Raw genomic sequence first — 14,757 nt, 5'->3', positions numbered from 1 at the left:
CTGGCCTCTTCCCGGCTAAAGCCAGTCCCACTAAAGCATCCGCGTGCATTCAATGGGACTGGCTGGAACGCCGACTTGTGGGACCGGCTTTAGCCGGGAAAGCGTCAGTGGGCACAGCACAGAAAGTGAGGCCCGCATCCGTTTCAACACTCAAGTGCGTTGGGCGACTGCCGACGCATCCAGCGGCGCGGCATCGTCCGGCGTGGTCGAAAACGGCTCGATCTTGCCGACAATGAACAGATAGCTGAACGCCCCCAACAGCGCAAACGCCCCGGCGGTGAGCAGCGGCGCGGTGAACGAGCCGTTGCCGATCACTAGCATAAAGCCGGTGAAGGTGGTGATGAAGATCCCGGCAGTGTTGGACGCGAAGTTCTGAATACCGCCGATCGACGCCACGTGGGCAGGCGACGGCGCCACGTCAGCTGGCAGGCACCAGATGCTCGCGCCGGCGAACGCCAGACTTGCATAGGCCAGACTGAAAAAGCCCAGCATCGCCCAGGTGCTATCCACGAACACTGACAGGGAAATGCTCGACGACATCAGCATGCCGCCAACGATGCAGGTCTTGCGCGCCGCAGTGAGGCTCCAGCCCCGGCGATACAGCGCGTCGGACGTCAGCCCGCCAATCCAGCCGCCGACGACGGACGCCACCGCCGGAATGGTGCCCAGCGTGCCAAGGGATTTCAGCGAGAAACCGCGTTCGGTGACCAGGTAGGTCGGAAACCAGGTGATGAAGAAATAGATCACGAAGTTCAGGCAGAAGAAGCCCAGCATCATCCCCCACAGGGTGCGGTGACGAAACAGCGACGCCCATTTCACTTTCGGCCGCGCGGCGAGTGTGGCCGCCTTGCCCGCTTCGTGTTGCTCGATGGCCGCAACGGCTTGAGGCTCTTTGTAGATCAGGAACCAGCCCACAACCCAGATCAGACCCACCGCGCCGGTGATGATGAACGACGCGCGCCAGCCCCACAGCTCGATGATCAGCGCCACCAGCGGGATGGACAGCGCCGAGCCGACCCGCGAACCGCTGTCGAAGATGCTGGTGGCAAAGCCACGCTCCTTCACGTCGAACCATTGGCTGACGATTTTTGCGCAGGACGGATAGGCCCCCGCCTCCCCCACGCCGAGCATCAGCCGGCAACCGAACATCGATGCCAGGCTGCTGGCCGCCGCCGTTGCCGCTGTGAACAGCGACCACCAGGCCACCGCGAGGGGCAGCGCGATGCGCGCGCCGACCTTGTCGACGAACCAGCCAAACGGCATTTGCATGAGTGCGTAGGTCCAGAAGAAGCCGCTGAGCAGCAGTCCCATTTGCCCTGAGCCAAGGCCGAGTTCTTTCTGGATGTAGGGGGCGGCAACCGCGAGGTTGGCCCTGTCGATGTAGTTGATGGCCACCGCGAGGAAGCACAGAAAAATTACCAACCAGCGCCCTTTCTGCATGGCGAGTCCTCCTAATTATTTTTATGAGTAAGACGTCGTTAGAGCTTCGTATAGCGCCCGGGCCCTGATTCACGCGCTGCTCGGCGAGGGATAACGCATCCCCTGGAGAACGGCAAAATTGGCCTGACCAAATATCCGAATGCAGCCGATACTAGACCCGCAAACCGGGTTAGGGAAATCGAAAAGGCGATTTATTTGCCAGTTTACGGCTCGACGGTCGGGGTTTGCATAATTTGGCCTGACCAATCTATGCTGCTGCGCACGCCATATCGGGCCGCTGGTGGTGAAGCACTGGCGGTCTCGAGCGGCCAGCCTCCATAACAACAAGGACTGCGCAATGAAGATGACCTTCCGTTGGTTCGGCGACAGCGATCCCGTCACCCTGCCCTACATCCGCCAGATCCCCGGGATGACCGGCGTGGTCTCGGCGATCTACGACATTCCGGTGGGCGAGGTCTGGCCGCTGGACAAGATCGCCGCTCTCAAGGCCACGGTGAATGCCCACGGGCTTGAGCTGGAGGTCATCGAGAGCGTGCCGGTCCACGAAAACATCAAGCGCGGCCTGCCTTCCCGCGATCAGTTGATCGACAACTACGGCCAGACCCTGCGCAACCTGGCGGCCTGCGGGATCAAAGTGGTCTGCTACAACTTCATGCCGGTGTTCGACTGGACCCGATCGACCCTGGCCATGGAGTTGCCGGACGGTTCGACCACCCTGGCGTTCGACGTGGCGGTGATCGAGCAGGCGAACCTCGATAACGGCATCACCCTGCCGGGCTGGGACGTCAGCTATGAGCCGCAAGTCCTGCGCGCGCTGATCAACGAATATGCCCAGGTCGATGAAGCCACTTTGCGCGAACGGCTGGCGTACTTTCTGGAGCGCATCATTCCGGTGGCCAAAGATGCCGGGATCAAGATGGCCCTGCACCCGGACGATCCGCCGCGTTCGATGTTCGGCATGCCACGGGTGGTGAAGAACCGCGAGGACCTGGCGCACATTCTGGCGATGGTGGATGACCCGGCCAATGGCTTGACCCTGTGTTCAGGTTCACTCGGCGCGGATCTGGGCAACGACATTCCCTCGCTCGTGCGGGAATTCGGCGGTCAGGGGCGCATTCACTTCGCCCATCTGCGCAACGTGAAGGTCAACGAAGCCGGTGATTTTTACGAGACCGCGCACCGCTCCGAAGACGGCTCGCTGGACATGGCCGAGATCGTCAAGGCATACGTAGAAACGGGTTTCGAGGGGTATTACCGCCCCGACCACGGACGCATGATCTGGGGCGAAACCGGCAAGCCGGGCTACGGCCTGTACGACCGTGCGCTAGGCGCGGTGTATTTGAATGGCTTGTGGGAAGGGATTCGCAAGACGATGGCGTGAGGCTCGTAGCTCAGGGCTCGCGATCCCGGATTGGAAACCGCCCTCAGAAGCGACACGACCTGTAGGAGCGCGCTTGCCCGCGAAATCGTAGGTACATTCGACGCATCTTCAGCGTCTGTACTCACGCGTTCGCGGGCAAGCGCGCTCCTACAGTTTGATCCGGATCACAGGTCATTCAGCGTTAAGCCAGAGTGAGAAGGCGTCCAGGGTGTCACGAAGCGCCGAGGGACTCGCCCGAGCCACTCGCTCTAACGCAACTCCGCATCCATCCCGTCCAGCCAGCGCGCTTCGGAGCGGCGGAGGTGTTCGCGCATGGCGGTCTGGGCGCCGATCAGGTCGCGGGTCTGAACCGCGTGCAGAATCGCTTCGTGCTCGGCCACGGCCATGGCCCAGGTTTCGGTGGTTTCGGAGTGTTCGCTGACGTGGGCGGTAAGCGGGCTGTAACGCTCTTCGAAAAGGGAGGTGATGATGCGCACGAGGGTCGAGTTGCCGCTCATTTTCGCCAGTCGCTGGTGGAATTTGCGGTCATCGTCCAGCGCCGGCACGCCTTTGAGCGCCCCTTCGCGCATCTTGTCGATGCACCCTTGCAGGTAGCGAAAATCAGCCTTGCTGCCGTGCAGACAGGCCAGCATCACACTCTCGCCCTCGATCAGCGCCCGGGCCTGCATCAGCTCGGAAGGGCTCTCGCCCAGCGTGCGGGTTTTGCCTTTAACGCCCAGCAGGTGCTCACAGACGTAGATGCCGGAACCCATGCGGATTTCGACGCTGCCTTCGATTTCCAGAGCGATCAGGGCTTCGCGCAGGGACGGACGAGAGACGCCGAGCAACTGCGCCAGATCGCGCTCGGGAGGCAGCCGCGCACCGGGGACGATGCCATGCTTGCGAATGTGCTCGCGCAAACGGTCGGCGGTGATCTGGTACAGGCGGCGTTCGGGTGCAGGGCTTGGCGCGGTCATCAATCACGTTCCATCAGGATGCGCCGGAGGATATCACAGGCATTGGGATGCCTTGCTGGGTGGCCTGCAGTCTGCGAACAACCTTAATTTATGATTCTTCCCCACGCTCCGCGTGGGAACACATCCCCTGACGCTCTGCGTCACACGAGGGGACGCTCTGCGTCCCGGGCGGCATTCCCACGCGGAGCGTGGGGACGATCATCAATGCATGCATCCCATTTAGTAGGACCGGCTTTAGCCGGGAAGAGGCCGGTGCGTTCACCCTCAATTTTGCGGTGCGCCAATTGCCGTCTTCCCGGCTGAAGCCGGTCCCACTATTTGGTGCGTGGTGTGCCAGCCGGCATCAATCGGCCAACGCACCCTTGAGCTTCGGCTGCTCCAGCCCGGCAATGCCCTGCCCCATCTCCACCACCGGCAAGAACCTGCGGCGTTTCTTCTCTTCGTGGTTCTGCGCGATGTCGGCAATCCGGTGCTGCAGAAACGGGTTGAGAAAACGGTCACGAACGCTGGCCAGATAATCCCGGGCCTGATCCCGTTGCCCCTTCGCTGCAAACACCGGCAGCACCTCCCGCTCCCACAGGTCCTCCAGACTCTCGCGCAGCAGCGGATCATTCATTGCCTGAAACACCGTCTCACCCTCAGGCCGGCCATCTTTCAACCAACGCTCCGCCAGCCAGGTGTGCCCGAGATTGAGCATGAACAGCTTGAACTGCTCGCACTGCTCCAACTCGTCCGTCACCACCAGGCAAGGGTGCGTACACGGCAGCACCAGCCCCGGCTGACGCTCAATCGCCCAGATCGCGTAAGGCTCGGCAATGGCACCCACCGGCTGGATGGGCTGCGAGACGATGCGATCGACCAAAGAATTCGCCCATCGACAGGTGTCGCGCAGATAGCGGGCAAATCCGGTGTCGATGCCCCACTCCGCCGCGAGCTGAATGATCAGGTCACGCAGCACGTCGCCGTTGCGTGAAACCAGCTCACAGGGAAACAGCGACAACGGCTCATCAGGATTCGTCTGCCAGCGGTCATGGAGCAACACCAGCAGTTTCGCCGGAAAACTCCGGGGCGTCGGCGCATCGGCAACCAGGCAAGACGCCGTGTCCGTCGCATCCAGCAGGTAGCCTCTGTCGCCCGTATTGGAAATCACCACCTGCACGTCGCGCCGTATCCCCTGACGTATAGCCGACCAATCGGGGCCGGCTTGCAGCGCCTCGGCAATCGATGTCGACCAGCGTTCTTCATCCACTGTGCGGCCGTTTTCTGCGCCTTGAATGCGCACCGGATAACCCGTGCCACCGGCCAGCGCCGCAACCCGCTGTGCGCTGTCGGCGCTGCCGGTGGTTTGCACGACGGTGATTCTGCCCAGCGCTTCGCCCTTCTCAAGGGCTTGGGAAATGAACAGGTCGGCATGGGCCTGAAGAAAACGGCTGGTACCGAACTGCAGGATGGGGGTGAACGGGGTTGCACTCATGCCCGCGTCTCCTAGCATTCGACGATGGCTTTGACGACGCGCTGCGCAGGGTCGAGCAGCGTGGTGAAGCGCTCGGTCACCTCGCTCAGGGCCATGCGGTGAGTATTCAGCGCGGCGTCCGGGATCAGGCCGTCGCGCAGGCACTGCTCGACGTAGCGAAAGTCTTCGACGGTGGCGTTGCGGCTGCCCATGAGCGTCGCTTCGCGCTTGTGAAATTCGGGGTCGGAGAAGCTGATGGTGTCGCGAACGATGGACACCAGCACGTATTTGCCACCGTGGGCGATGAACTCGAAACCGCGCTCCATGGCCTTGGCGTTGCCCGTGGCGTCGTACACCACATCGAAGAACTCGCCCTCGGTCAGTTGCTCCAGTTGCTGCTTGTCGTCTTCGCCAATCAGCACGGCCGAGTCGATCTGCAGGTGCTGTTTGCAGAACGTCAGGCGATCCTCGCGGGTGTCCAGCACGGTGACTTTGGCGCCCCGCAGGCGGGAGAAAATCGCCACGGCCATGCCGATCGGGCCTGTGCCGACCACCAGCGCGCGCTGGCCGGATTGCACGTCAGAGCGACGCACCGCGTGGGCGCCAATGGACAGAAATTCGATCATGGCCGCCTGATCCAGCGTGACCCCGTCGGCCTTGAGCACGAAGCCGTGGGGCAGGCTCAGGTATTCGGTGAATGCGCCGTCGCGGTGGACGCCCAGCACTTGAATGCGCACGCAGCAATTGGTCTTGCCCTGGCGACAGGCGATACAGTCGCCACAGGACAGGTACGGCATCACATACACTACGTCGCCAGGCTCAAGACCGCTGCCCGCCTCGCTTTGCTCGACGATGCCGGAGAACTCGTGGCCCATGACCCGGGGGTATTCGAGGAACGGCTGGTTGCCGTTGAAGATGTGCAGATCCGTGCCACAGACCCCGACCCGCTTGATGCGGACCAGCGTTTCGCCCGGTGCGCGTTCAGGTTTCGGACGGTCGAGGGCCAGCAGGGAACCGGGTTTTTCGCAGACGACGGTGAGCATCTTCTCTCTCCAGACCAGGCACGCCGACATTGCTGAAACGGCCAGAGCCGCAGGTTGCCGGGCAGTGATCTTGTTGTTGTGGGTGGCGGATGGATTCTGGAAGCACGGACCGCAGTTGCAATGGCGGGTCCGAGGGTGCAGGAAAAAACTACACAGCCCCACGGACATTGGCAAGACCAATTAGACAATTACAGCATTGGCCTTACCAGATCAGCGCTTCAACGTCTCGTCGCGATAGCCCACGCCATGGGCTGTAAATCCCCACGACCCATGGTTATGATCGCAGCCCATGACTTCCCCATTGCCGATCCGCTCGCCCTGCCCTCCCGGCGCCTGTAAATGCGACCGCGAGCGGCTGTTGGCGCTGGACGGTGCTGATGTGCGCATCCTTCGCCTGACCCGCCAGGAAGAGAAGCGGCTGCTCGAACGCCTGGAAAATATCGCCAGCCTGGAAGATCTGCAGCGCCTGCAAACGCGGATGTTCGACCAGCTCGGCATCCGCCTGGACATCGAGCCGGGCTTCAATGAGGTGCGCAGCATGCGCGGCATGGTCATCGATATCGCCGAACTGCCCGGCATGTGCCGCAAGACCCGCGCCGCCATCCCCGCCGCCATACGCCGGGGGCTCGAAAAGACCCCGGAGATCGCCTGGCGCCTGCTGGACGCCCACGACTTGTTTCGGGATGCCTGAACGCGGTGACCTGCCCGCAGGATCCGTCACTGCAAGACCCGCCTCACTACGGCCTCACTTCTCCCAGTCCGCCTTGTCGATCTTCAGGCCATGCAAGCCGTTGTAGGCAGCGCGTTTGGGCTGCTCCCAGCCTTGCAGCAGCGCCGCGTCAATGTCGTAGATCTCGACACCCAGCGGCCGGCAAACAGTCAGCGGGTCCTTGGCATCCGGGCCCCACATCGGCAGGGACAGGTCGCCGCCGGGGCACGTCGACAAGGCGCAGAGCAGGTCGATTTCGGCGAAGAACTCCAGGTAATCCCCTTGTTTTGCCGGGCAGGCTTTCATGAAATACAGGTCGTCGTGATTCAAGCCGGTGCATTGGAAGATATTCAGCACGTCGTGCACGTCAAATTCGGTCAGGCCATGGGGCAACACGGCGCGGGTCAGATTCGAATGGCAGTGGTGGTGAAAGTCTTCGCCGGTGAGCATCTTGTTGACGTAGGGATCGCAGCGCGTACCGAGCAGGTCATGCAGCCGACCGCCGTGTTCGTCGATGCCATAACTGGCGAGGCTGTCGTCGGTGATGGTGACCATCGGCCGCAGGAACGGCAGGTTCGACCACAGCCGGTCATGGGTGGTGACATGGGCGCCCTGCAATTGCCGGGTGCGCGCAGCCCACATGCGCTCGCGCGGATCATCGGCGCTCCAGACGTTGAAGTCGCCCACTTGCGGACCCACCGGAGTGGTCACGCGGAACACCTGTCCGGCCTTGACCTTCCACGCCCGGCCGGTGCGGATAGGCACTTCGAACTGCTCGACCAGGGTGCGGCTGTCCTGCGCCTCGCGGATGCGCTCATAAAACGCCGTGTCGACCTGAAGAGCCGAGCCTTTGCTGACCTGATACGCAGCGGGAAAGTCTTTGTACATAGGTGCTCCTGGCGAGTGAGTTTCATCTGACGAATTGAGCACAGCACAGCCCGTGCCAAGGGCATTGGGCGCTTCGATCAGCAGAACCACAGCCGGCTATTTGGAATTTAATTTCCATCTGTACAAGTAATAGAACAGCGATTAGCATTGCGACAGCCTCATCGAGGCCCCGAATCGACCTCAACAAGACCTCACCGAGAGGCTTCAGGGGATTCACATGCTCGACCGCGCCAGACGTTTCTCCATCAAGCAGATAGCGACTCAAGCCGGCGTCAGCAAGGCGACGGTCGATCGCGTCCTGCATCAGCGCGGCAGCGTGCATTACCAGACCCACCGGCGCATTCATCAAGCCCTCGAAGAACTCGAAGCCCAGGAAAAGTCCGGGCCTGCGGTGGGCCGCACCTTTCATATCGACGTCATCCTGCACACGCCCAAACGCTTCAGCGATGCGGTGCAGGAAGCGATTCTCGCGCAGCTCGGCAGTCTGGCGCCGTTTCGAATCTTTCCGCGCTTCCACCTGTACCAGGAAATCGGCACGCAGCAGATGTACGAGCTGATTCTGCGTTGCGTCGAAAAAGGCAGTCAGGGCCTGATCATCAAAGCGGCGGATGAGTTGCCGATCAACGAAGCGGTGAACGAAGCAACGGCAGCGGGCGTGCCGGTGGTGACGTTTGTTTCCGACCTGCCCCAGAGTGAGCGTATCGGTTACATCGGCATGGACAACCGCACGGCCGGGCAAACGGCGGCGTACCTGATGTCGCGCTGGCTGGACGAGCAAGCACAAGACGTGGCGGTGGTGATCAGCAGTGAGCTGTTTCGCGGCGAGGAAGAGCGGGAAATGGGTTTCCGCACCTGGCTGCGCAGCCGTGCGGCCCATCTGCGCGTCGTCGACGTCACCGGCGGGTTTGGCGTGCATGAGCCGACCTTTGTAAAAGTGACCAAAGCGCTGCGGGACAACCCGTCGATCAAGGCGATTTACAGCGTCGGCGGCGGCAACCGCGCAATCGTCGACGCCTTCGCCGCACTGGATCGCCCCCTGGATGTATTTATCGGGCACGACCTCGATCAGGAAAACCGACAACTGTTGGCGGAAGAAAAAATCGCCGCGATTATCGATCACAACCTGCACGTCGACGCCCGCAACGCGTTTCTGCACATCCTGCAGTTTCATCGCCTGTGGAAAGCGGTGCCGATTCCCGTTTCCCACGTGCAGGTCGTTACACCCTTCAATTTGACGCACTGATGTGCAGCCGCACCCGTTACGCCGATCACTCCATAACAACAATCCCGGAGATCCACCCATGCTACGCATCGCTGTCCTCGGCGCAGGCCGTATCGCCAACATTCACGCCGCCAACGTGGCCGCCAACCCCAACGTGCAACTGTCGGTGATCGCCGACCCATGGCGCGAAGGCGTCGACACCCTCGCCGGCAAGCTGGGCTGCGCTGCGGCCTACGATTGCGCCGAGGCCATTGCACGTGACGATGTGGATGCGATTGTCATCGGCACGCCGACCGACACCCACATCGATCTGATGCTGCGGGCGGTGAAGCTGGGCAAACCGGTGCTGTGCGAGAAACCCATTGACCTGGATTTCGCCAAAGCCGCCCGCGCAGTGGAAGAGATCGAGCGCCTGAACGGCAAGGTGATGCTCGGTTTCAACCGCCGTTTTGACCCGGACACCCTGCAGATGCGCAAAGCCATTACGCGGGGGGACATCGGCGAGGTGCGCCAGGTGGTGATCACCAGCCGTGATCCGGGGCTGGCACCGGTGGAGTACCTGACCCACTCCGGCGGCATCTTCCGCGACATGACCATTCATGACTTCGACACCGCACGTACGTTGCTCGGCGAAGAACCCATCGAAGTGATCGCCATCGCCAGCCGCCTCGTGGAGCCCGCACTGGCGCAGATCGATGACTACGACAGCGTGATGGTCTTGCTGCGCACCGCTTCCGGTAAACAGTGCCACATCAATTGCTGCCGCGAAGCGGTGTATGGCTACGATCAGCGCCTGGAAGTGTTCGGCTCAAAAGGAATGATCCTCAACGACAACCATCGCCCGAGCACCGTGCGCAGCTACAGCGCCACGCAAACCGAAGTGCGCGAGCCGCTGGAGAACTTCTTCCTCGAACGCTACGCCGCTTCGTATCGCATCGAACTGAACCAGTTCATCGATGCCGTGCGCGGCAATCAGACCCTGCCGACCAACGCCCGCGACGGGTTGAGGGCCTTGCATCTGGCCAACTGCGCCATCGAGTCGATCAAGACCGGTCGGGCTGTGAAGGTGGAGATCTGAATCCCAAGGTGTTCATCGCCGGTACCCGCTTGCCGGCACGATGAACGCCTTGCGGTTCACTTGAAATCCCGACTGCGCACGTCGAGCCCGGTGAGCATCGGCGTGAGGTCGAACAATCGCTGGGCGATGATGTGGCGCACGCCCTTCTGGAATTCGAACTTGCCGAACACCTGCATCAACTGCGACCCCACCAGCACCTTGCGTTGACGCTCGGCCAGATCACGCCAGACCACCACGTTGATCATGCCGTGTTCGTCTTCCAGGGTGACAAATGTAACGCCGCTGGCGGTGCCGGGCCGTTGTCGACCGACGACAAGCCCGGCGACGCTGAAGCTGCGGCCGTGCTCTTCATCCAGCAAATCCTTTGAACTGCGAAAACGCTTCGCCGCCAGTTTATGGCGCAGCAGGGCCAGCGGGTGCGGACCGAGTGTCGTGCCGAGGGTGTCGTAATCGGCTGCAAGGTCCTGGGCGACACTGGGCAACGGCAGCGCGACCTGGGCCTCTTCGCCAAAACAGTCGTCGCCGAACAACGGACGCTGCATCTCGACGCCGGCGATCTCCCAGCGCGCCCGATGCCGATGCCCCACCAGACCCCGCAGCGCGCCGGAATCCGCCAGCGCGGCACGGGCCCGATTGTCCAGTTCGGCGCGGATGCACAGATCGGCCACGTCCTTGAAATCACGTATGCCACGCGCCTGTTCGATACGCCTGGCGTCCTCCTCGCGGAAGCCGCGAATCATGCGCAGCCCCATGCGGATCGCCAGATTCTGGTTGTATTCCCGGCCAGCCACCGGTTCCAGCGAACAGTCCCAGTCGCTGTATCGCACGTCCACCGGGTGCACGTCGATCTGGTGGCGCCGCGCGTCCTGCAGCAGTTGATCCGGGCTGTAAAAGCCCATGGGCCAGCTGTTGATCAGCGCGCAGGTGAAAGCCGCCGGTTCGTGGCATTTGAGCCAGCAACTGGCGTAGGTCAACAAGGCGAAGCTGGCGGCGTGGGATTCCGGGAAGCCGTAACTGCCGAAGCCCTTGATCTGCTCGAAAATGCGCAGGATGAACTCGTCCGGGTAGCCCTTTTCCTTCATGCGCTCGCTGAGGCGAATGCGATGGGGCTCGAGCCCCCCATGGCGTTTCCAGGCCGCCATGGACCGGCGCAATTGATCAGCCTCGCCCGGGGAATAATCGGCGGCGACGATCGCCAGTTGCATGACCTGCTCCTGAAACAGCGGCACGCCCAACGTGCGTTCGAATACCACTTTCAGCTCTTCGGACGGGTACGTCACCGCCTCTTCGCCGTTCTTGCGGCGCAGGTACGGATGCACCATGCCACCCTGAATCGGCCCGGGGCGGACGATGGCCACCTCGATCACCAGGTCGTAGAACGTGCTGGGCTTCAACCGCGGCAGCATGGACATCTGCGCCCGTGACTCGATCTGGAACACGCCGATGGTGTCGGCGCGGCTGATCATGTCGTAGGTGGGTTTGTCCTCGGCGGGGATGGTCGCGAGAGTCAGGTCGTACCCTCGATAGCCCCTGACCAGATCGAAGGTACGGCGCAGTGCGCTGAGCATGCCGAGGGCGAGGATATCGACCTTGAGCAGGCCCACCAGATCGAGGTCGTCCTTGTCCCACTGAATGATGGTGCGGTCCGCCATGGCGGCGTTTTCCACGGGCACCAGGGTTTCCAGCGGATGCTCGGAAATCACAAAGCCGCCGGGGTGCTGGGACAGATGCCGGGGGAAGCCGATGAGTTCACCGGTCAAGGTCAGCACCCGGCGCAGAATCGGGCTGTCAGGCTCAAACCCGCATTCGCGCAGGCGTTCGGCGGGCGGCATGCTGTCGCTCCAGCGGCTGAAGCAGTCGGCCAAAGCGTTGATCTGGTCGGGCGGCAAACCGAGTACGCGCGCCACATCCCGGACCGCACCCGCACCGTGGTAGGTACTGGCAACCGCGGTGAGCGCCGCCCTGCCCCGGCCGTAGCGACGGAACACGTATTGCAGGACTTCCTCGCGCCGGTCGTGCTCGAAATCGACGTCGATGTCCGGGGGCTCGTCGCGCTCTTCGGAGATGAAACGCTCGAACAGCAGATTGCTTTTTGACGGGTCCAGCTCAGTGATGCCCAAAGCGAAACACACCGTCGAGTTGGCCGCCGAACCTCGGCCCTGGCAGAGGATGTGCTGTTCGCGGGCGAAGCTGACGATGTCGTGCACCGTGAGGAAGTAACTCTCGTACCGCTTGGCCGCGATGACCTTCAGCTCTTTTTCGATGTTGCTGCGGGCGACCTCCGGCACGCCATGAGGCCAGCGACGGCTGGCGCCCTGCTCGATCAGATGCCGCAGCCAACTGCTGGGTGACTGGTCAGGCGGCACCAGTTCGTGGGGGTATTCGTAGCGCAATTCACTGAGGTCGAAGGTGCAGCGCCGGGCGATGTTCAGGGTTTCAATCAGCAGGCTTGCCGGGTAAACCTCGCTCAATACCGAGAGCCGCCGCAGATGCCGCTCGCCGTTGGCAAACAGCCGATGCCCCGCTTCCGCCACGGTGGTGTGATGGCGGACGGCGCTCATGGTGTCCTGCAACGCCCGACGACCGCGGGCGTGCATGTGCACGTCGCCACTGGCGACGGTTGGAATCGCCATGGCCCGCGCCATGCCGAGCAAGGTATTGAGGCGCTTTCGGTCATCCGGACCGCAATGCAGCTCGACACTCAGCCACAGATTCTGCTGAAAGATCCCGCGCAGCCAGTTGCCTTGCTCCCGTCTGGTGGGGATGACCTGATCAAGATCCGGCAGCCACAGCGCCAAAAGCCCTGCGACTGGCTGCTGAAAGTCCTCGTGCAGCAAGCGGTATTCGCCTTTCTTGCTGCGCCGTCGGCCTTGGGTGATCAAGCGGCACAAGGCCTGGTAGCCGGCAAGATTCTCCACCAGCAAAACGATTTTCGGCCCGTTCTCGACGGTGATTTCGCTGCCGATGATCAATGGCAGCTCACATTCCTTGGCAGCCTGCCACGCACGCACGATGCCCGCCAGGGTGCATTCATCGGTGATGGCCAGCGCCTGATACCCATGGAGCTTTGCCCGCTCGAACAACTCCTTCGCACTCGATGCCCCGCGCTGAAAGCTGAAGTTCGACAGGCAATGCAGCTCGGCGTATCCCGCACTCATGCGAACCAGCCGTGCAGCAACAGGCTGCTGTCGCCAACGCTGCGGTACGCCCAGCCGCGCTGGCCGTTACGGGTTTCGACGAGGTAATAGTCGCGCCGCACGTCGCCGCCGTCCCACCAGCCCGACTCGATACGCTCAGGCCCGGCCAGCACGCGCAGGCCGGGCTCGGTCAGCAGTTCGGGCTCGGGCAATAGCCAGCCAGGACGCGGCACTTTATGGGTCAGCGCCAACGGTTTGCTCGGGGAAGCGGGCAACGAAGCGTGTTCCGGGCGATGGTCGGCATTGAAACCCAGGCCGGCCACCGCTTCATCCCCAAGCCGTGCACGCAGGCGCTCGCGCAACTGTTCCCACGGCATGGTCTGCTGCGGACGGTCGTCGAACAGCTCGCGGTGGGTGGGCACGAAGGCCGGCAGGTCCTTGGCCTGCAATCGCAACGCGCGTACCGGGGACGGCACTTCGACTTGCTCCAGACGCCCGCGCGCCAGCTCGAACAGCATATTGGCTTCGCGCTCGGCACTGAGCAGGCCGACGGGAATCTGCGTGTCCGGCGCAACGCTGCCCACACTCGGCACGTGCTCCAGATGAATCACGAAACGTTGCACGCCGCTGTCGCGCCCGGCCAGAAACACTGCCAGATCGGCAATCATGCGCTTGAGCGGGAACAGCAGCGCCTGGTGGGATTCGACGTCGAAGTTGAGCTCGATGCGCGTATCAAAACGGTCCGGCGGCACATAACACTCCAGCCCCATGGGCCTGCGCCCGAACAGCGTGTCGAGGTGTTGCAGCACGGCTGCCGGAAAACGCCGGGCCAACGTGTCACGGGGCAACGCCTGAACCTGCCGTACGCGATGCAGGCCCATGCGCGCCAGTGAGGTGGCCACCTCGGTTGGCAGGCCGATGCGGTTGACCGGCATCTCTGCCAGCACCTCATGCAGTGAGTCGCCATCGCACACGGCGAGACCATCATGGGCGTTGGCGAGCATGCGGGCCGCCAGCGGATTGGGCGCCGCGACGATGCGGTGGGTGAAGCCCAGCTCGGTCAGTTCCTGACGCAGAAGTGCTTCGAACACCGGCCACGGCCCGAACAGGCCAAAGCTGGATTCAACTTCCATCAACAGCACGCGCGGGTATTTGAGGCTGACATGGGAACTGAAACGGTAGGCCCAGGCCGCCAGCAGACGATGCCAGCGCTCGGTTTCGTCCGGGTCGTATTCGACGGTGGCGAATTCTCGGGTCATGGCATGGGCCGCGGTCAGAGACTGGCCGGCACGCAGGCCCATGGCGCGGGCGGCCGGGTTGACCGTCTGCAGCACCCGTCGCTGAGCGGTGCCGCTGATCAGCGCCAGCGGTTCTTCGGGGTTTTCGCGACGGCGCATGACGCCGTCCAGCGCCAGCTGCGGCAGGAGGACACAGGCCCAGAGCATGGCAA

11 protein-coding genes are annotated in these 14,757 nt (G+C 62.7%); 4 read left to right on the top strand and 7 right to left on the bottom strand.

Annotation, left to right across the window (positions count from 1 at the left end; translation table 11 throughout):
- Positions 1–150: 150 nt before the first annotated feature.
- A complete protein-coding gene (locus ACYAR8_RS18635; RefSeq protein ID WP_463580693.1) occupies positions 151–1,440 on the bottom strand; it encodes an MFS transporter in 1,290 nt (429 codons plus the stop codon).
- A 337-nt stretch (positions 1,441–1,777) separates the two neighbouring features.
- Between ACYAR8_RS18635 and uxuA the strand changes: the two genes are divergently transcribed.
- A complete protein-coding gene (gene uxuA, locus ACYAR8_RS18630; protein ID WP_463580692.1) occupies positions 1,778–2,821 on the top strand; it encodes a mannonate dehydratase in 1,044 nt (347 codons plus the stop codon).
- 248 nt (positions 2,822–3,069) lie between these two features.
- On the opposite strand, the gene ACYAR8_RS18625 is transcribed toward uxuA, so the two are convergent.
- From ACYAR8_RS18625 to ACYAR8_RS18615, 3 genes are all read right to left on the bottom strand, one after another.
- Complete coding sequence (locus ACYAR8_RS18625; protein ID WP_074883023.1) at positions 3,070–3,777, bottom strand: FadR/GntR family transcriptional regulator; 708 nt, start codon at positions 3,775–3,777, stop codon at positions 3,070–3,072.
- Positions 3,778–4,120: 343 nt separating this feature from the next.
- Positions 4,121–5,251 (bottom strand): mannitol dehydrogenase family protein, encoded by a 1,131-nt coding sequence (locus ACYAR8_RS18620; protein WP_463580691.1) that lies wholly within the window; start codon positions 5,249–5,251, stop codon positions 4,121–4,123.
- 11 nt (positions 5,252–5,262) lie between these two features.
- Entirely contained in the window at positions 5,263–6,273 is a 1,011-nt protein-coding gene (locus tag ACYAR8_RS18615; RefSeq protein ID WP_463580690.1) for a zinc-binding alcohol dehydrogenase family protein, read from the bottom strand.
- A 289-nt stretch (positions 6,274–6,562) separates the two neighbouring features.
- Here ACYAR8_RS18615 and ACYAR8_RS18610 point away from each other — a divergent pair, with 289 nt between their 5' ends.
- Complete coding sequence (locus tag ACYAR8_RS18610; protein ID WP_178086298.1) at positions 6,563–6,964, top strand: hypothetical protein; 402 nt, start codon at positions 6,563–6,565, stop codon at positions 6,962–6,964.
- A gap of 54 nt (positions 6,965–7,018) precedes the next feature.
- Here the strand turns inward: ACYAR8_RS18610 and ACYAR8_RS18605 are convergent, their stop codons facing one another.
- Positions 7,019–7,870, bottom strand: coding sequence for an urea carboxylase-associated family protein (locus ACYAR8_RS18605; protein WP_463580689.1), 852 nt, complete (start codon positions 7,868–7,870; stop codon positions 7,019–7,021).
- A 217-nt stretch (positions 7,871–8,087) separates the two neighbouring features.
- Between ACYAR8_RS18605 and ACYAR8_RS18600 the strand changes: the two genes are divergently transcribed.
- On the top strand, positions 8,088–9,113 hold the full coding sequence (locus tag ACYAR8_RS18600; protein WP_463580688.1) for a LacI family DNA-binding transcriptional regulator: 1,026 nt from the start codon (positions 8,088–8,090) through the stop codon (positions 9,111–9,113).
- Positions 9,114–9,171: 58 nt separating this feature from the next.
- Positions 9,172–10,170: an inositol 2-dehydrogenase gene (gene iolG, locus ACYAR8_RS18595; protein ID WP_463580687.1), complete on the top strand. Its 999-nt coding sequence runs from the start codon at positions 9,172–9,174 to the stop codon at positions 10,168–10,170.
- A 56-nt stretch (positions 10,171–10,226) separates the two neighbouring features.
- On the opposite strand, the gene ACYAR8_RS18590 is transcribed toward iolG, so the two are convergent.
- Together ACYAR8_RS18590 and ACYAR8_RS18585 are read right to left on the bottom strand one after the other, a co-directional pair.
- Positions 10,227–13,328, bottom strand: coding sequence for an error-prone DNA polymerase (locus ACYAR8_RS18590; protein ID WP_463580686.1), 3,102 nt, complete (start codon positions 13,326–13,328; stop codon positions 10,227–10,229).
- Entirely contained in the window at positions 13,325–14,752 is a 1,428-nt protein-coding gene (locus ACYAR8_RS18585; RefSeq protein ID WP_074883000.1) for a Y-family DNA polymerase, read from the bottom strand. The genes ACYAR8_RS18590 and ACYAR8_RS18585 overlap by 4 nt, the downstream gene beginning before the upstream one ends.
- Positions 14,753–14,757 lie beyond the last annotated feature (5 nt).

The organism is Pseudomonas sp. HP_01, from assembly GCF_055284355.1.
This window is presented reverse-complemented; position numbering and strand designations above follow the sequence as displayed.